The sequence below is a fragment of the Kribbella sp. NPDC004138 genome (genome assembly GCF_053603655.1).
In genome coordinates this window covers 12,373-28,268 of record NZ_JBSGFZ010000034.1, presented here as the reverse complement: position 1 = coordinate 28,268, position 15,896 = coordinate 12,373, and the positions used below count along the sequence as shown (strand labels likewise).

The 15,896-nt window shown below is 69.2% G+C and carries 20 protein-coding genes; 4 read left to right on the top strand and 16 right to left on the bottom strand.

The window, feature by feature from the left end; all coding sequences use genetic code 11:
- Nucleotides 1-35: 35 nt before the first annotated feature.
- From ACWEOO_RS36835 to ACWEOO_RS36800, 8 genes are all read right to left on the bottom strand, one after another.
- Entirely contained in the window at nucleotides 36-596 is a 561-nt protein-coding gene (locus tag ACWEOO_RS36835) for a DUF1707 and DUF4870 domain-containing protein (protein ID WP_363711261.1), read from the bottom strand.
- 160 nt (nucleotides 597-756) lie between these two features.
- On the bottom strand, nucleotides 757-1,500 hold the full coding sequence (locus tag ACWEOO_RS36830; RefSeq protein ID WP_452146982.1) for a hypothetical protein: 744 nt from the start codon (nucleotides 1,498-1,500) through the stop codon (nucleotides 757-759).
- Nucleotides 1,501-1,543: 43 nt separating this feature from the next.
- A complete protein-coding gene (gene smpB, locus ACWEOO_RS36825) occupies nucleotides 1,544-2,017 on the bottom strand; it encodes an SsrA-binding protein SmpB (protein WP_355473012.1) in 474 nt (157 codons plus the stop codon).
- 21 nt (nucleotides 2,018-2,038) lie between these two features.
- Nucleotides 2,039-3,487: a M23 family metallopeptidase gene (locus tag ACWEOO_RS36820; protein WP_452146981.1), complete on the bottom strand. Its 1,449-nt coding sequence runs from the start codon at nucleotides 3,485-3,487 to the stop codon at nucleotides 2,039-2,041.
- A gap of 84 nt (nucleotides 3,488-3,571) precedes the next feature.
- Nucleotides 3,572-4,483 carry a permease-like cell division protein FtsX gene (gene ftsX, locus ACWEOO_RS36815; RefSeq protein WP_363711257.1) on the bottom strand — a complete coding sequence of 304 codons (912 nt, stop codon included), beginning with the start codon at nucleotides 4,481-4,483 and terminating at the stop codon, nucleotides 3,572-3,574.
- A gap of 26 nt (nucleotides 4,484-4,509) precedes the next feature.
- The gene (ftsE, locus tag ACWEOO_RS36810; RefSeq protein ID WP_355697026.1) at nucleotides 4,510-5,199 is read right to left on the bottom strand and encodes a cell division ATP-binding protein FtsE; all 690 of its coding nucleotides are present in this window, start codon (nucleotides 5,197-5,199) and stop codon (nucleotides 4,510-4,512) included.
- Nucleotides 5,200-5,385: 186 nt separating this feature from the next.
- Nucleotides 5,386-5,553 carry a hypothetical protein gene (locus ACWEOO_RS36805; RefSeq protein WP_355697024.1) on the bottom strand — a complete coding sequence of 56 codons (168 nt, stop codon included), beginning with the start codon at nucleotides 5,551-5,553 and terminating at the stop codon, nucleotides 5,386-5,388.
- Nucleotides 5,546-5,926, bottom strand: coding sequence for a hypothetical protein (locus tag ACWEOO_RS36800; protein WP_452146980.1), 381 nt, complete (start codon nucleotides 5,924-5,926; stop codon nucleotides 5,546-5,548). The genes ACWEOO_RS36805 and ACWEOO_RS36800 overlap by 8 nt, the downstream gene beginning before the upstream one ends.
- A 102-nt stretch (nucleotides 5,927-6,028) precedes the next feature.
- On the opposite strand from ACWEOO_RS36800, the gene ACWEOO_RS36795 reads away from it, so the two are divergent.
- The gene (locus ACWEOO_RS36795) at nucleotides 6,029-7,078 is read left to right on the top strand and encodes a carbohydrate kinase family protein (RefSeq protein ID WP_359936811.1); all 1,050 of its coding nucleotides are present in this window, start codon (nucleotides 6,029-6,031) and stop codon (nucleotides 7,076-7,078) included.
- Nucleotides 7,079-7,090: 12 nt separating this feature from the next.
- On the opposite strand, the gene ACWEOO_RS36790 is transcribed toward ACWEOO_RS36795, so the two are convergent.
- From ACWEOO_RS36790 to ACWEOO_RS36780, 3 genes are all read right to left on the bottom strand, one after another.
- On the bottom strand, nucleotides 7,091-7,522 hold the full coding sequence (locus ACWEOO_RS36790; protein WP_452146979.1) for a PIN domain-containing protein: 432 nt from the start codon (nucleotides 7,520-7,522) through the stop codon (nucleotides 7,091-7,093).
- An 11-nt stretch (nucleotides 7,523-7,533) separates the two neighbouring features.
- Nucleotides 7,534-7,743: a type II toxin-antitoxin system VapB family antitoxin gene (locus ACWEOO_RS36785; protein ID WP_355697017.1), complete on the bottom strand. Its 210-nt coding sequence runs from the start codon at nucleotides 7,741-7,743 to the stop codon at nucleotides 7,534-7,536.
- Nucleotides 7,744-7,811: 68 nt separating this feature from the next.
- Nucleotides 7,812-8,981: an MFS transporter gene (locus tag ACWEOO_RS36780; RefSeq protein WP_452146978.1), complete on the bottom strand. Its 1,170-nt coding sequence runs from the start codon at nucleotides 8,979-8,981 to the stop codon at nucleotides 7,812-7,814.
- Between the two features lie 199 nt (nucleotides 8,982-9,180).
- Between ACWEOO_RS36780 and ACWEOO_RS36775 the strand changes: the two genes are divergently transcribed.
- From ACWEOO_RS36775 to ACWEOO_RS36765, 3 genes are read left to right on the top strand one after another with little or no spacing between them, the layout of a single operon-like run.
- Entirely contained in the window at nucleotides 9,181-10,449 is a 1,269-nt protein-coding gene (locus tag ACWEOO_RS36775) for an ABC transporter substrate-binding protein (RefSeq protein WP_452146977.1), read from the top strand.
- Nucleotides 10,449-10,859, top strand: coding sequence for a cytidine deaminase family protein (locus tag ACWEOO_RS36770; RefSeq protein ID WP_452146976.1), 411 nt, complete (start codon nucleotides 10,449-10,451; stop codon nucleotides 10,857-10,859). The genes ACWEOO_RS36775 and ACWEOO_RS36770 overlap by 1 nt, the downstream gene beginning before the upstream one ends.
- Nucleotides 10,860-10,867: 8 nt before the next feature.
- Nucleotides 10,868-11,716, top strand: a complete 849-nt coding sequence (locus tag ACWEOO_RS36765) for a DUF1028 domain-containing protein (protein WP_452146975.1) — start codon at nucleotides 10,868-10,870, stop codon at nucleotides 11,714-11,716.
- Here ACWEOO_RS36765 and ACWEOO_RS36760 read toward each other — a convergent pair.
- From ACWEOO_RS36760 to ACWEOO_RS36740, 5 genes are all read right to left on the bottom strand, one after another.
- On the bottom strand, nucleotides 11,700-12,692 hold the full coding sequence (locus ACWEOO_RS36760) for a TIGR03842 family LLM class F420-dependent oxidoreductase (protein ID WP_452146974.1): 993 nt from the start codon (nucleotides 12,690-12,692) through the stop codon (nucleotides 11,700-11,702). The genes ACWEOO_RS36765 and ACWEOO_RS36760 overlap by 17 nt on opposite strands.
- Before the next feature lie 10 nt (nucleotides 12,693-12,702).
- Nucleotides 12,703-14,109 (bottom strand): dihydropyrimidinase, encoded by a 1,407-nt coding sequence (gene hydA / locus ACWEOO_RS36755; RefSeq protein ID WP_359936830.1) that lies wholly within the window; start codon nucleotides 14,107-14,109, stop codon nucleotides 12,703-12,705.
- A 22-nt stretch (nucleotides 14,110-14,131) separates the two neighbouring features.
- Nucleotides 14,132-15,004: a nitrilase-related carbon-nitrogen hydrolase gene (locus ACWEOO_RS36750; RefSeq protein ID WP_452146973.1), complete on the bottom strand. Its 873-nt coding sequence runs from the start codon at nucleotides 15,002-15,004 to the stop codon at nucleotides 14,132-14,134.
- A gap of 50 nt (nucleotides 15,005-15,054) precedes the next feature.
- Entirely contained in the window at nucleotides 15,055-15,558 is a 504-nt protein-coding gene (locus ACWEOO_RS36745) for a hypothetical protein (protein ID WP_452146972.1), read from the bottom strand.
- 123 nt (nucleotides 15,559-15,681) lie between these two features.
- Nucleotides 15,682-15,894, bottom strand: coding sequence for a hypothetical protein (locus tag ACWEOO_RS36740; protein ID WP_452146971.1), 213 nt, complete (start codon nucleotides 15,892-15,894; stop codon nucleotides 15,682-15,684).
- Nucleotides 15,895-15,896: the final 2 nt, after the last annotated feature.

The window sequence follows — 15,896 nt, the reverse complement described above, 5'->3', positions numbered from 1 at the left end:
AGGCTGCCCGCACCCGACATTCCCCTCCGGGGGACCTACTTGATCAGGCGCAGTGTGAACGGGTAGCGGAACTTGCCGCCGGCCGCGGTGGCCAGGCCGCCGATGCCGGTGAGCAGGAACCACAGGATGCCCAGGACCGGGAACAGGAACGACAGGAACCCGTGGGTGATGCCGGTGGCGATCCCCAGCAGCGCGAACGCGCCGAACGCGGTCAGCTGGAAGTTCAGCGCCTCGACGGCGTGCCGGCGTACGGCGGGGTTCTTCTGGCCCGCGCTCGCGACGACCAGCGCCGGGCCGACGAAGAACGTCGGGTACCCGAGCCAGTGCGCGATCGTGCCCATCCCGCGCCCGTCGCCGCGGTAGGTCTGCAGCGGCGCGGGCCGGGTGAACGCGGCCGGGGCGTACGTCGGCACCGGGCGGGACACCAGCCCGTCGAACGTGCTGTTCAGCTCGGCCCGGGTCCGCGCCTTGAGTGCCTTGTCCAGCCGGAGGTCGAACTCCATGTGGTCGAGGCGGCCGTCGGCGTACATCTCTTTCAGGATCTCGACGGCCCGGTCGCGCTGCGCCGTCGTCACCAGCAGCTCTGAAGTGGACATGGTTCCACTGTGCGCGCGGGACACCGCGCACCCCATCGGGTTCAGCCCGGACGGACCCCTGACCCGACCCCGGAAGCCCCGGAACGGCGCCTGACCAGCATCCGATCAGCGCCTGGTCAGCGCCTGCTCAGCGGCTGGTCAGCGCCTGCTCAGCGGCTGGTCAGCGCAGCTGCCGGCCGTAGTCGGCCAGGACGAACGGCGGGATCAGGTCGGCGACACCGCTCAGGACGGGCAGGACCGTCAGCGTCCGCGGCACCGTCCACGGCTTGGCGGCATACGCAACGACCAGGCTGCCGCAGACCCGGAAGTTCACCCGCGGCTGGTCGAGCAGCCACTCCATCATCCGCGGGTGCAGCACGGCCGAACCGTAGCGGACGTCCACGGCGGCCGCCCGGAACTGCCGGTTGAAGGCCTCGCTCTCGACCTCGACCCGCTCCATACCCGGCTCGACGGTCGCTCCGTCACCGACGACGGGTTCCGCGCCGAACACGAGGTCCGGACCGACGGCCAGGTCGGGCAGCCGGACCGGCAGCTCGACCGCGATCAGGTGGTTGACCCATGTGGTCGGCAGGTACCGGCCCCGGGTCGTGTGGACGAATTCGGCCATCCGCACCGGGCGGCCCTGGTACTCGCCGATCAGGATCCGGCGCAGCTGCCCGTCCGGCGCGAAGATACGGCGGCCGGCCGTGAGGAGCTGCCCGTCGACGTCGGCTCCCGGGTGCCAGCCGTACCGTTCGGCGCCTGCCTGCTCGCGGGCGAGCTGGGCCTTCGCGCGGTCCACCCACGGACCGCCGAGGCGCGCGATCACCAGGCCGAACAGGACGGCGAAGCCGATGAACAGCGCGAAACCGAGCAGCATCCCACCGACGGCTTCGAGCCAGCGCGGCACCGAGAGAGCGAGCACGGTCGCAACCTAGCCGACCCCCAGGTCCGCGAGGCGCCGGACACTACCCCCGGCGACGCTCGGACAGGGCGCGCTGGGCCTCGCGGTTGGCCTGCCGCTCGGCGAGGGCGTGACGCTTGTCGTAGTCCTTCTTGCCGCGGCCGGTGGCGAGCTCGACCTTCGCGTAGCCGTCCTTGAAGTACAGCGACAGCGGGATCAGGGACACGCCCTGCTGCTCGACCTCACGGATCAGCTTCTGCACCTCGTCCTTGTGCAGCAGCAGCTTGCGGGTCCGGCGGGGCTCGTGGTTGGTCCACGTGCCGTGCTTGTACTCCGGGATGTGCATGCCCTGCAGCCAGAGCTCGTTCCCGCGGACGGCGGCGAACGCGTCGACGAGGGAGGCCCGGCCCTGCCGCAGGGACTTGACCTCCGTCCCGGTCAGCACCAGCCCGGCCTCCACCACGTCGTCGATGTGGTAGTCGTGTCGCGCCTTACGGTTCTGCGCGATCGGCTTCTCCCGGCCGGACTGTTTCACCATCCGACCAGTATCCCAGATCGTCTACAGCCACTTCATGGGATTAACCACGCGGCCGTCCTGGTAGACCATGAAGTGCAGGTGGCAGCCGGTGGAGTAGCCCGTCGTGCCGGCGTACCCGATGATCTCGCCCTTCTTCACGCGTTCACCGACGTGCGCCTTGTACCGCGAGAGGTGGTTGTAGACGGTGGTGATGGAGGACCCGTCGATCACACCGTGTGAAACGAACAGCCGGTTCCCGTAGCCGCCGTTGTAGTACTTGTCCGTCACCTTGCCGTCAGCCGCGGCGCGGATCGGCGTACCGCACGGAGCGCGGAAGTCGGTGCCATCGTGCAGCTTCCAGTAGTGCAGGACCGGGTGGAACCGCATGCCGTACGGCGACGTGATGTAGCTGCTGACGGGATAGCTGAGCCCGCCGCCGCTGTCGCCGCCGCCGGGGTTGTCCGGAATCTTCCGCGGCGGGCGGTTCTCCTTGCGCGCCTTCGCCCGCTCCGCCTTCTCGGCCGCGGCCTTGCGCCGGGCCGCGGCGGCCTTCTCGGCCTTCGCCCGCGCGATCAGGAGCTGCTCGACCCGGTTCCGCTCGCGCAGCAGCGAGTTGTACTGCGCCAGCTCGGTGTTCTTTTCCTTCTCGGCGGCCTTGAACGCGGTCAGCTTGACCTTGGCGATCGCCGCGGCCTCGGCCCGGTCGGCCGCGACCTGCTTGGTCAGCTCGGTCACACGCTTGACCGTCGCCGCCGCCTCGGCCCGGGCGCCCTCGGCGTCCTTCTCCGCGGCCGCGACCTTGACCCGCTTGCTGGCGAGCTGCGCCTGCGCGTTGTTCAGGTTCGTGATCGCGTTGCTCTGGATGCCGAACACGTTCCGCTGGACCTGCATCCCGGTCGCGATGTCGGCCGGCGCGGCGCCGCGCAGCGCGATCGTCAGCCCGACCAGGCCGTTCTGCTGCTGGTACGCCGACCGGACCGCGCGACCCGCCACGGACCGCTTCTCCGCGATCAGCTTCTCGCCGGCCTCCACGTCGGAGACCGCGACCCGCAGCGCCGCCTCGGCTGCGGCAAGCTTGCCCGCGGCCACCGCGTCGGCGGCCTTCGCGGCGGCCAACTGGCCCTGCGCGGCGGCGTACCGGACCTGGACGGCCTGGTACTTCACGACAGCTTGGTTGTACGCGGCAACGGACTTGCCGAGCTGGTCGGAGGCGTCGTCGAGATCAGCCTTGGACTGGTTGATCTGCGAGTCGAGTTGCTTCTTCTTGGCGGCTGGGTCCGGCGGTTTCGCCTCCGCGGACGGAGCGGACGGAACCGCGGCCAGGACACCGGCGGACAGGGACAGGACAAGGCAGCATGCGGCAACCACCGTCTGCCGGCCCGGCGGTCGCGTGCGTGATCGCGGGTACGGCGCTGCGGAGGTGCCGGTGCTGTCGTCTCGCTTGATGCTCCCCCGCTCAGGCGGGTTCGCACCGGGGAAGTGCGGGACCACAGGTCGACCCCTTGCTCTGGATGAAGTTGTGCGGTACGGGAGTGACTGCTGTTACTCCTGTTACTGCACGATAGGTCACCCGGGTCAGACTTTGAGGTATTTCCGCGTTGTCAGGAATGTCGGGATGACGGCCAGGATCACGCCGACCAGCACCATGTAGAGCATGGCGCGGAAGGTCTCGGTCGCGCCGACCCACTGCCAGACGCGGAACGTCTCCTGGGCCCGCTGCATGACGATCAGGTACACCCCGAGCCACAGCGTGCCGCACGCCAGCACCGCTCCGACCAGCGCGGCCAGCACCGCTTCGAGCAGGAACGGTAGCTGGATATAGAAGTTCGACGCGCCCACCAGGCGCATGATGCCGATCTCCCGTCTCCGGGCGTACGCCGCCAGCCGGATGGTGTTGAAGATCTGCATCAGGGCCGCGGCGAGCAACAGGCCGGCCGCGAAGATCGCGCCGATCTGCAGGCCGTTGAGGGCCTTGAACAACGGATCGAGGTACTGGCGGAGGTCCTGGACGGTGTCGACGCCGGGAAGGCCGGCGACCGCGCTGACCAGGTTCTGGTAGCGCTGCGGATCCTTCAGCTTGACCCGGAAGGATTCCTGCATCTGGTCCTCGGTGACCGTGCTGACGATCGGCGAGTCCTTGTACAGCTTCTTGAAGGACTCGAAGGCTTCCTTCTTCGACTCCGAGAACACGCCGTCCGGCGCGGTGTCCGGGTTGGTCTGGATGACCTGCTGAATCCGGTTCTTCTGCTCCTGGGTCACCTCGGCGCCCGAGCAGCCGCGGCCGCCGGAGTCCTTGGTGCACAGGAACACCGAGATCTGGATCTTGTCGTACCAGTTGCCCTTCATCAGGCTGACCTGCGAGTTGGCCAGCAGCGCGCTGCCGAACAGCGCCAGCGAGACCCAGATCGTGACGACGACCGCAATCGTCATCGAGAGGTTCCGCTTCAGGCCGATGCCGAGGTCGGAGAGGATGTAGTTCAGGCGCATCTTCAGTCAGTCCCTGTGCTCGGCGATCAGTGCTGGTAGCCGTAGACGCCGCGCGACTCGTCGCGGACGACGTGGCCGTTCTGCAACTCGATCACGCGCTTGCGCATCTGGTCGACGATCGACACGTCGTGGGTGGCCATCACGACCGTCGTCCCGGTCCGGTTGATCCGGTCCAGCAACTTCATGATGCCGACCGACGTGCCCGGGTCGAGGTTTCCGGTGGGCTCGTCGGCGATCAGGATCATCGGCCGGTTCACGAACGCGCGGGCGATCGCGACGCGCTGCTGCTCACCGCCGGACAGCTCGTCCGGGAGCCGGTCCTCCTTGCCGTCCAGACCGACCAGCTCCAGCACCTCGGGCACCGTCTTGCGGATGTGCGAGCGCGGCTTGCCGATCACCTGCAGCGCGAAGGCCACGTTCTCGGCGACGGTCTTGTTCGGCAGCAGCCGGAAGTCCTGGAACACGGTGCCGATCTGGCGGCGCATCTGCGGGATCCGCCAGCTCGCGAGCCGGTTCAGGTCCTTGCCGGCCACCATGATGTGGCCCTTGGACGTCCGCTGCTCACGCAGCACCAGGCGGAGGAACGTCGACTTGCCGGACCCGGAGGTACCGACCAGGAAGACGAACTCGCCTTTCTCGATATCGACGTTGACGTTCAGCAGAGCGGCCCTGGACTGGCCCTCGTACGTCTTGGACACATTCTCGAAGCGGATCACGGGTTCATCCGGCCGTGGTCGGGAACAGGGAGCGACGCGACGGTAACCACGAAGTGCACCGTACGCCACCGGAGCGGCCGGCGATCAGTCTAGGCGCTCCACGGCGTGCCGCCGACCAGACCTGCCGGTCCGTACGCCCCCGTCCGATACCCGGTCCGTTTGAAACGCCCGTACGACGCCTTGCGCTCAGGCGGGTGCTACGGCGGGGGCTCCGTTGCCGTTGTCGGGGCGGGCGTCGGCGATGCGGGCGACGCCGGCGTCGGGTTTGCGGCCCGCGCGGCGGGCGGCCTCGACGTGCAGGCGGGCCAGTTCGACGGCTTGGCGGGAGACCTTCACGGTCTTCTTCTCAGCCATGCTCACTGTCTCCCTCGACGACCTCGATATCCGCGTCCGCAATATCAGCGTACGCGGCCGGGCCGACCCGGTCGATCGCAACGGCGGCGGTCAGCGCGGCGACCAGGTCGTAGTCCTCCGGCTGTAACAGTTCCGACCTCATCAGCGAACGCAGGGTCACCACACCGGCGTCCGTCCCGGCGTCCTCCCCCTCGAGGATCTGCTCCACCGCCCACCGGACCATCCGCATCGTTTCCTCACGATGCCGCCAGGTGTCGAGCTCGCGATCGGACTTCCGCGTCAGGTACGACCCCAGCAGCACGCCTCCGAGAGCGAGCAGCGGACTCAGCACCGTCACCACGACCCCGACAACCGAGATCCAGGTAGGGATCACGGACACCCCTCCCAATTCCGTGGTCTTGATCGGCCGATGATGCTACGAAAGAACCATTCCACCCGCCACCGACAACACAGGATGACAAGGAGCAGTGTCACGATGACGGACGAGCAGGACCGCTACGACGTGTTCGTGCAGGGGACCGTGTTCCTCGACATCGTGATGACCGGGCTCGAGACCGCCCCGACCACCGGGACCGAGATCTTCGCCGAGGGGATGGGGTCGTGCCCGGGCGGGGTGGCGAACTTCGCGATCGCGGCCGCGCGGCTCGGTCTGCGGACCGGGCTCGCGTCGGTGTTCGGCGACGACGCGTACGCCGACTTCTGCTGGCGGACGCTCGCGGACCAGGAGGGTGTGGACCTGTCGCACTCGCGGCGGATCGGGCACTGGCACTCGCCGGTGACGGTGTCGATGTCGATCGACCGGGACCGGGCGATGGTCACGCACGCGCACGAGGCGCCGGGCGACCCGAGCAAACTGGTCGGTCCCGGGCTGAAGACGCGGTCGGCGATCGTCCCGGTGGCCGACGAGTTGCCCGGCTGGACGGTCGAGGCGCGGGAGTCCGGCGCGCTGCTGTTCGGCGATGTCGGGTGGGACCCGACCGACGAGTGGTCGCCGGCGGTTCTCGACGTACTCGAAGGGTTCTACTCCTTCACGCCGAACGCGAGCGAGGCGATGGCCTACACCCGCACCGACACCCCGAAGGCCGCGCTGCACAAGCTGGCCGACCGGGTGCCGCTCGCGGTGGTGACGAACGGCGCCGACGGCGTCCTCGCGATCGACTCCGAGACCGGCGAGGAGGAGCAGGTGCCGGCGCTGCCGGTCCGTTCGTACGACCCGACCGGCGCCGGCGACGTGTTCCTCGCCTCCCTCGTCCTGGGCACCCTCCGCGGCTGGCCGCTCGCCCACCGGCTTGCCTTCGGCAACCTGTGCGCGGGCCTGTCGGTCCAGCACTTCGGCGGCTCGCTCGCGGCGCCCGGCTGGGGCGACATCATCGACTGGGTCCGCGACCACAGCCGGCACCGCCCCGGCGACGTCGACCCCGACGTCCTCCGGCACTACGCCTTCATCGGCGACGTCCTCCCCGCCGGCCCGGTCCCGATCGTCCGCCGCGCCTCAGCCACCATCGCCCGCCTGTCGGACGCCTGAGCACGCGCCCGCTCAGTCCAGCGTCCCGCGCGGCGCCACCCAGAGGTGCGGTTGCCCGGTGACAGCAGCGATGTGTTCGAAATCGGCGTCGTAGTGGAGGATGATCGCGCCGTGCTGCTCGGCGACCGCGGCGGTGATGACGTCGACCACGCCGGCGGCCCGATGCTGTCCACGGGCCGCCATCCGAAGCTGAACCTCGCGGGCGCGCCTCGCGACGGAGTCGGTGATCGGCAGGTCGACGTACAACGCCTGCCGCCGCTCGGCGATCGTTCGCACGTCGGCGTGGTTCCGGCCGGAGTATCCGGCCTCGAGGTCGACGGTCAGACAGGTGGCGGCCGCGTGGTCGACGATCAATCCGGCGATCACCGAGCGCACCAGCGGGTGCTTGCTCCGCGCCTGGGCCGAGGTGTCGACCAGGTACAACTTGCCGACCGTGCCGGCCATGGCAGCACTGCTCAACGGCGCGCCTCGCGCATGACGTCGGGGTCATCGATGTCGGGGCCGACGCCCAGCGCGTAGGGATCGTCGAGCAGCGCCTCGATGCGCTCCCGGCGCTGGGCGACGAACGCGAGCGCCGCGTTGACCGTGTCCTTCTTCGTCACCGTCCCGAGCTCCTTCGCGGCGAGTGCCAGCACCCTGTCGTCCACATCGATCACTGTCTTCACAGCACCGAGAGTATGTTCCGATATATATAGACCTACATGGCCGGATATACAAATTCACTCAATCGTTGTCAACGGCCTGACGCCGCGAGGGTCGTGGCGACCAGGGCCAGGAGGAGGCCACCGGCGAGGAAGCCCCAGGCGGAGGTGGAATGGTCGACGATCAGGCCGGCGAGTGCTGAGCCGGTGGCGGAGCCGAGGTTGTTTGCTGTGTTGATCCAGGTGCTGGCCTCGGTGCGTTGGTGGGGTGGCGTGACGTTGTCGGCCGCCAGGTAGGCGACCACGAACATCGGCGCAACCGCGACACCGGCGACAGCGAGCAGGGCGCCGAGCATGATCAGGCCGGTCGCGAACGAGGCCGCCACCAGTCCGGCGGCGAGTACGGCGATCAGCCCGGCGAGCTGCGTCGTCCAGGACCGGGTGTGCGTACGGCGTGCCCAGAGCAGCCCGCCGATCACGCTCCCGAGAGCGATCGCCGCCTCGACGTACCCGGCCGCCCCGGGACGTCCCGCGTGTGCCGCGACACCCGCCACGCACACGTACGCCGCGCTGATCCCGGACGCGGTGACCATGATGACGAGCAGGATCCACCGCAGCCCGGAGATCGCCAGCGGCCCCAACGGATGCCGGGCCGGCGCCGAAGCCGCGGTGTGCGTGGTCACCGGGCTCGTCACCATCGCGAGCGTGCCGACGAGCATCAGGGCCGCCGAGCAGCCGAGCGCGACCGGCGCCGACAGGAGGCTGATCAGCGTGCCGGCGATCAGCGGCCCGCCGAGGAACAGACACTCCTCCGATACCGCGTCGACGGCGTACGCGCGTTCCTTGAGCGCGGTGCCCTCGGTGAGCAGGCGCCAGTTCGACCGCATCGACGGCCCCAAGGGCGGCGCGAGCAGTCCGGTCGCGCCGACGAGCAGCAGGACGGCGGCAGGCGTCGTACCGGCCGTGGCGACGACGACCAACCCGGCCGAGGAGCCGGCCGCGAGCAGCGGGAGGACGCGGCGCTGGCTGTAACGGTCGACGAGACGTGCCTTGAACGGCATCGACAAGGACGCCGCTCCGAAGACGGCGACCGCAGCGCCGGCCGTAGTGAAGGAACCGGTCGACGACCGGACGGTGAAGAGCAGGGACAACGGGAGCAGACCGTACGACAAGCGGCCGAGCAACGCAGGCACGAACGTGCGCAACGCCGACGGCAACAGCAGGACAGCACGGTAGCTCCCGGCACGAGTTGTGCCGGACACGAGAACGCTCCTAGAGATTCACGACGGAATGGGCTCGACCACGCGAGGCGTGGGAGCCGTCTCTAGTCACGGGGACAAGACATGCCGGACAGCATACCGTTCTCGACGGCTGGAAAACGCGGCGTTCTGGGCCCGCGCGGTCGTAGGGTCGGTGGGTGGTGCGCGGGCTGTGGGACCGCGCCGGACGGAGGTACGTGAGATGACGATCAGTCGGCGGCAGGTCCTCGGGTTCGGGGCCGGCCTGGCCGCGATGGCGGTGGCGGGATGCGGATCGAACTCCGGGCGGCCGTCGCCCGGTGGGTCGGACGGGTCGAAACCGACGCTCCAGCAGTGGTACCACCAGTACGGCGAGGCGGGCACGCAGCAGGCCGTCGAGCGGTACGCGAAGGCCTACCCGGACGCGACGGTGAGCATCCAGTGGTCGCCGGGCGACTACGACAAGAAGGCGTCGACGGCACTGCTGACCGACCAGGGCCCGGACGTGTTCGAGTACGGGAACGGGCCGACGATCGACATGATCAAGGCCAACCAGGTGGTCGAGCTCACCGACGTCCTGGGTGACGCGAAGGCCGACTTCAACCCGGCGCTGATCGAGCGGATGACGTACCAGGGCAAGCTGTACGGCGTTCCGCAGGTCGTCGACATGCAGCTGCTCGTGTACCGCAAGAGCCTGCTGAGCGCGGCCGGCGTGCAACCGCCGCAGACCGTCGACGAGCTGCTCGAGGCGGCCAAGAAGCTCACCAACGACAAGGTCAAGGGCCTGTTCGTCGGCAACGACGGCGGGGTCGGCATCCTCGGCGGGCCGGCGCTGTGGTCGGCCGGGCTCGACTACCTGACCGCGGACAACCAGTTCGGGTTCGACGACCCCAAGGCCGTCGAGTCGCTGCGCAAGCTGCGCGAGTTCTGGACCGCGAAGGTGCTGTTGCTCGGAGCCCCGACGGACTGGTCCGACCCGTCCGCGTTCACGCAGGGCCTGACCGCGATGCAGTTCACCGGGCTGTGGACGTTGCCCGCGATCGAGAAGGCGCTGCCGGGCGACTACGGCGTACTCCCCTGGCCCAGGCTCAACGCCACCACCGGCAAGCCGAGCGTCCCGGTCGGCGCGTACGGGTCGTGCGTGAACGCGAAGTCGAAGAACGTCGACGCCGCGAAGAAGTACGTGAAATGGCTCTGGGTCGACCAGACCGACGACCAGGTCGACTTCGCGCAGTCCTACGGCTTCCACATCCCGGCCCGGAGGAGCCTGGTCGAGAAGGCCGAGAAGCTGAAGACCGGCCCGGCCGCCGACGCGGCCAAGCTGGCGACCGAGAACGGGCACGCGCAGACCCCGATCCTGTGGTCGCCGAAGTCCGGTACGGCGTACACCGACGCGCTGAACCGGATCATCCGCAGCGGCGCCGACCCGGCGGCCGAGATCAAGAAGGTGAAGACGGTCGTCGACGCCGAGCTGCAGCGGATCGCCGGCTGATGGAGCTGCGCCCGCTGACCGACGACGACCGCGAGCTGATCGAGCTGGCTCGCCGGACGGTCGACGCGAACACCGACGGACCCGACGGCGTCCACACGATGGGCGCCGCGGTCCGCGGCGTGGACGGCCGGATGTACGCCGGTATCAACCTGTACCACTTCACCGGCGGCCCCTGCGCCGAGCTGGTCGCGCTCGGCCGGGCCCGCGCGGAAGGCGCCCGCGAGCTCACCACGATCGTGGCCGTCGGCAACGAAGGACGCGGTGTGGTCGCCCCGTGCGGCCGCGACCGCCAGGTCCTCGTCGACTACCACCCGACGATCCGCGTCATCCTGCCGACACCCGACGGCCCGGCGTCGGTCCTGGTCACCGACCTGCTGCCCGGCGCCTACCGCTGGACCCCGAACCCGTAGGAGTTGCGATGACGTTCTCGATCGTGGCCTTCGATCCGGACTCGCGGTCCTGGGGAATCGCGGTCGCGTCCAAGTTCCTGGCGGTGGGTGCGGTCGTGCCCTGGGGACGGGCCGGCGCCGGCGCGGTCGCCACCCAGGCCACGGCCAACCTCTCCTACGGACCGGACGGCCTGGACCTGCTCGCGGGCGGCGCGACCGCCGACGACGCCGTGGCTCAGCTGACCGGGGCCGACGACGAGCGTGATCATCGCCAGGTCGGCCTGGTCGATGCCGAGGGCCGCGGCGCCACGTTCACGGGACCGTCCTGCCTGGACTGGGCAGGCGGTCGAGCAGGCGACGGGTTCGCGATCCAGGGCAACATCTTGGCCGGCCCGCAGGTGGTCGAGGCGATGGCTGAGGCGTGGCAGGCGCACGCCGACCAGGCATTCGAGCGACGACTCGTCACGGCACTGGCGGCCGGCGACCGGGCCGGTGGAGATCGCCGCGGGCGCCAGAGCGCGGCGCTGCGGGTGTGGCGTGCCGGAGCGGCGTACGGCGGAGTGCTGGACACCGCCATCGACCTGCGCGCCGATGACCACCGGACACCCATCGAGGAACTGGGGCGGCTCCTCGACCTGCACACGTTGTACTTCGGCAAACCGGACCCAGCCACCCTGCTGCCACTGGAAGGCGAACTGGCATCCGAGGTCGCTGACGCCCTCGAAACGCTGGGTTATCCGGCCGCCGACCTCGCCGATGCCCTCGACACCTGGGCAGGCACCGAGAACTTCGAGGAGCGGCTGGTGGACGGCCAGCTCGACCCGGTGGTCCTGGAGCAGCTCCGCCGTCAGGTCGCCGCCGTCAGAACGCCGGAATGACGTCCTTCCCGTACGACGCCAGGGTCTCCTCCTTGGCGTCGTGCTGGAGGTACAACGCGAACTGGTCGACGCCGAGCTCCTTCAGCTCGGCCAGCCGGGCCAGGTGGTTCTCGACCGGGCCGAGGATGCAGAACCGGTCCACGACCTCGTCCGGCACGAAATCCGTGTGGGTGTTCCCGGCCCGCCCGTGCTCGGTGTAGTCGTACCCCTTCCGGCCCTCGATGTAGTCCGTGAGCGCCCGCGGGACCGCGCCGGACGCCCCGTAGCGCGCGACGATGTCCGCGACGTGGTTCCCGACCATCCCGCCGAACCAGCGGGTCTGGTCGCGCTGGTGCGCCAGGTCGTCCCCGACGTACGCCGGTGCCGCGACGCAGAACTTGATCGCCATCGGGTCGCGGCCCGCCTGCTCCGCGGAACGCCGTACGGCCGCGATCATCCAGGCCGCGATGTCCGGGTCGGCCAGCTGCAGGATGTACCCGTCGCCGACCTCACCGGTCGCCTTCAAGGCGCGCGGCCCGTACGCCGCGACCCACACGTCGAGGGCGCCGTTGTCGACCCAGGCGAACTTCAGCTCCTGGCCGCGATAGCTGACGGTCTCGCCGCGGGCGAGGGACCGCACCACCTCGACGCACTGCTTCAGCTCGTCGATCGTGCCCGGCTGCGCGCCGAGCGTCCGCAACGCCGAGTCGCCGCGCCCGATCCCGCAGATCGTCCGGTTGCCGAACATCTCGTTCAGCGTGGCGAACTGGGACGCGATCACCGTCCAGTCCCGCGTCCCCGGATTCGTCACCATCGGCCCGACGACGACCCGCTGCGTGGTCGCGAGGATCTGGCTGTAGATCACGAACGGCTCCTGCCAGAGCAGGTGCGAGTCGAACGTCCACACGTACGAGAACCCGGCGTCCTCCGCCTTGCGGGCCAGCTCCACGACCGTGGACGCGGGCGGATCGCACTGGAACACCACACCGAAGTCCACGACATCCCCCTTACATCAGATACGAGGAGAGGCCGCGCTTCAGGAACTTCCCCCGGCCCTTGCGGCCATGGTAGTTGCCGTCAGCCACGATCACCTCGCCGCGCGAGATCACGGTGCCCACCCGGCCCTTGATCTCGACCCCTTCGTACGCCGAGTGGTCCATGTTCATGTGGTGCGTCGCGACCCCGATCCGCGTCGTACCGTTCGGGTCGTAGATCACCAGGTCGGCGTCCGATCCGGGCTGCACGATCCCCTTGCGCGGGTACAGCCCGAACATCCGGGCCGGCGTGGTCGAGATCGTCTCCACCCAGCGCTCCAGCGACAGCTTCCCGTCGACGACGCCCTGGAAGACCAGGTCGACGCGGTGCTCGACGCCGCCGATCCCGTTCGGGATCTTGGAGAAGTCGCCGAGCCCGAGCTCCTTCTGGTCCTTCATGCAGAACGGGCAGTGGTCGGTCGACACGATCGCCAGGTCGTTGTTCCGCAGGCCCTTCCACAGGTCGCGCTGGTGCGGCTCGTGCTTGCTGCGCAGCGGCGTCGAGCAGACCCACTTCGCGCCCTCGAAGCCGGGCGCGCCGAGCTGGTCCTCGAGCGTCAGGTACAGGTACTGCGGGCAGGTCTCGGCGAACACGTTGCGGCCCTTGTCCCGCGCCGCCGCCACGTGCTCCAGCGCCTGACTGGCCGACAGGTGGACGATGTACAGCGGGCAGTCCTGCGCCACCTCGGCGAGCGCGATCGCCCGGTTGGTGGCCTCGGCCTCGAGCGCGGCCGGGCGGGTGATGCCGTGGTAGATCGGGTCGGTCTCGCCGCGCTGCAGCGCCTGCTGGACCAGAACGTCGATCGCGATGCCGTTCTCCGCGTGCATCATGATCATCGCGCCGTTCTCCCGCGCGGTCTGCATCGCGCGGAGGATCTGCCCGTCGTCGGAGTAGAAGACGCCCGGGTAGGCCATGAACAGCTTGAAACTCGTGATGCCCTCGTCGGTGACGAGCTGGTCCATCGCCTTCAGCGCGTCGGCGTCGACGCCGCCGAGGATCATGTGGAACGCGTAGTCGATGTGGCACTCGCCGTCGGCCTTCGCATGCCAGGCGGCGAGCCCGTCCTGCACCACCTCGCCGGTGCGCTGCACGGCGAAGTCGATGATCGTCGTGGTCCCGCCGTACGCCGCCGCGCGGGTGCCGGTGTCGAACGTGTCGCTGGCCGCCGTCCCGCCGAACGGCAGCTCCATGTGCGTGTGCGCGTCGATCCCGCCCGGGATCACGTACTTGCCGGAGGCATCGAGCACCTCGTCGACCGTGATCGTCGGGCTGAACGACGGATCCAGGACCGCGACGATCTTCTCGCCCTCGACCAGCACGTCCGCGACCCGGGTCCCGGTCGGTCCGACGACGGTTCCACCCTTGACGAGCAACGACATTCCCTGTCCCCTTCTGTCCCCGCTACGGTTTCGTCAGGTCTCCGTACGCGTCGGGGCGGCGGTCGCGGTAGAACTGCCAGCGGTCGCGGACGGTGTCCAGCAGGCTCAGGTCCAGGTCGCGGACGATCAGTTCCGGATCGTGGTCGTGCCCGACGTCGCCGACGAACTTCCCCTCCGGGTCGACGAAGTACGACGTCCCGTAGAAGTCGTTGTCGCCGAACTCGGACTCGATCCCGACCCGGTTGATCGCGCCGATGTAGTACTCGTTGGCGACCGCCGAGGCCGGCTGCTCGAGCTTCCACAAGTACGCCGAGAGGCCGCGGCTGGTCGCCGACGGGTTGAACACGATCTTCGCGCCGGCCAGGCCGAGCGCCCGCCAGCCCTCGGGGAAATGCCGGTCGTAGCAGATGTAGACGCCGATCCGCCCGACCGCGGTGTCGAAGATCGGGTACCCGAGGTTGCCCGGCCGGAAGTAGAACTTCTCCCAGAAGCCCTTCACCTGCGGGATGTGGTTCTTCCGGTACTTGCCCAGATAGGTGCCGTCGGCATCGATGACCGCGGCGGTGTTGTACAGCACGCCCGGCTGCTCTTGCTCGTACACCGGCAGCACCATCACCATGCCGAACTCTTTGGCGATGGCTGCGAACCGCTCAGTGGTCGGGCCCGGGACGGACTCGGCGTAGTCGTAGTACTCGGCGTCCTGCTTCTGGCAGAAGTACGGCCCGTAGAACAACTCCTGGAAACAGATCACCTTCGCACCCGCCGCGGCCGCCTGCCGCGCGTAGTCCTCGTGCGCCTTGATCATGGACTCCTTGTCACCCGTCCACGACGTCTGAACAAGCGCAGCCCTGACAACCTCCGCCACAAGAACCTCCCCAAGTAGCCGAGTCCCCATGCTCCATCCGCGCCGGGTCACCCGTCAACGGATGTCCCCGATCCCGCCCCTCATCCCCGCCCGAGCCGGACTCCCCGGGGTAGCCGGCCGACCACCGCGTCGTACTCCGCCGCCGTCAACTCGAGCCAGGCATCGTCCTCCTGCGCGACCGTCCCGAGCACGGTCGACCCGTCAGCCCGCAGCAAATGCAGATCCTCAGGCAGCCGCGGCCAGACCCAGTCGAAGAGGCTCGATGCGGCCGTCGTGAGCACCTCGAGCGACTCTTCGTCCAGCCGGAACAGGTACCGATCCTGGGTCGACGTACCCACGATCAGGGAGCCAGGCCAGGCCTGCACCTCACCAGCCTCGAGCAGATGCCCGCCGAGCCTCCGCAGTACGTCGCTCCCCGACTCGTCCATCCGTGTCCCCGGGCCCTTGTCCAGCACCCCGAACACCTCCGCCAAGGGCGCCACGGCCCGCAACAACGCGCGATAGTCGTCCCCCACCGCAGGACCGACCAGGTTGTAGGTATGCATCAGCCCCTCGCTCACGAGAACCCGATCGATCTCCATCATCCTCGAAACCAGGCACGAAACCGACCCGAACGCCCACCCCGCACCGCCCAGGGCCTGACGAAGCTCCGGATAGTCGCGACGGACTTCCTCCGACTCCGGCGTGCAAGCGCCGAGTGACGGAGACTAGCTGGTGACTTTGCGGACGGCGCGGAGTGCGGCGTCGTAGATCTTGCTGTACTCGTCGTGGGTTCGGGACTCGCCGGCTCGGGTTGCGACCTTGGCGACGATGCCGAGGCTCGGCGCTTCCGGGCCCAGGCGGTTCCGGGCGCCGATCTGAAGGCTGATGGCTCCGTTCAGGGACAGCGTGGCCGAGTCGACGTCGGGCAGCTTCGCCACGA

Coding starts and splice junctions, on each gene's coding strand:
- ACWEOO_RS36775 (WP_452146977.1), top strand. CDS start 9,181: ATGACGATCAGTCGGCGGCAGGTCCTCGGGTTCGGGGCCGGCCTGGCC.
- ACWEOO_RS36805 (WP_355697024.1), bottom strand. CDS start 5,553: ATGGCTGAGAAGAAGACCGTGAAGGTCTCCCGCCAAGCCGTCGAACTG.
- ACWEOO_RS36750 (WP_452146973.1), bottom strand. CDS start 15,004: ATGGGGACTCGGCTACTTGGGGAGGTTCTTGTGGCGGAGGTTGTCAGG.
- smpB (WP_355473012.1), bottom strand. CDS start 2,017: ATGGTGAAACAGTCCGGCCGGGAGAAGCCGATCGCGCAGAACCGTAAG.
- ACWEOO_RS36745 (WP_452146972.1), bottom strand. CDS start 15,558: ATGATGGAGATCGATCGGGTTCTCGTGAGCGAGGGGCTGATGCATACC.
- ACWEOO_RS36795 (WP_359936811.1), top strand. CDS start 6,029: ATGACGGACGAGCAGGACCGCTACGACGTGTTCGTGCAGGGGACCGTG.
- ACWEOO_RS36790 (WP_452146979.1), bottom strand. CDS start 7,522: ATGGCCGGCACGGTCGGCAAGTTGTACCTGGTCGACACCTCGGCCCAG.
- ACWEOO_RS36765 (WP_452146975.1), top strand. CDS start 10,868: ATGACGTTCTCGATCGTGGCCTTCGATCCGGACTCGCGGTCCTGGGGA.
- ACWEOO_RS36770 (WP_452146976.1), top strand. CDS start 10,449: ATGGAGCTGCGCCCGCTGACCGACGACGACCGCGAGCTGATCGAGCTG.
- hydA (WP_359936830.1), bottom strand. CDS start 14,109: ATGTCGTTGCTCGTCAAGGGTGGAACCGTCGTCGGACCGACCGGGACC.
- ftsX (WP_363711257.1), bottom strand. CDS start 4,483: ATGCGCCTGAACTACATCCTCTCCGACCTCGGCATCGGCCTGAAGCGG.
- ACWEOO_RS36835 (WP_363711261.1), bottom strand. CDS start 596: ATGTCCACTTCAGAGCTGCTGGTGACGACGGCGCAGCGCGACCGGGCC.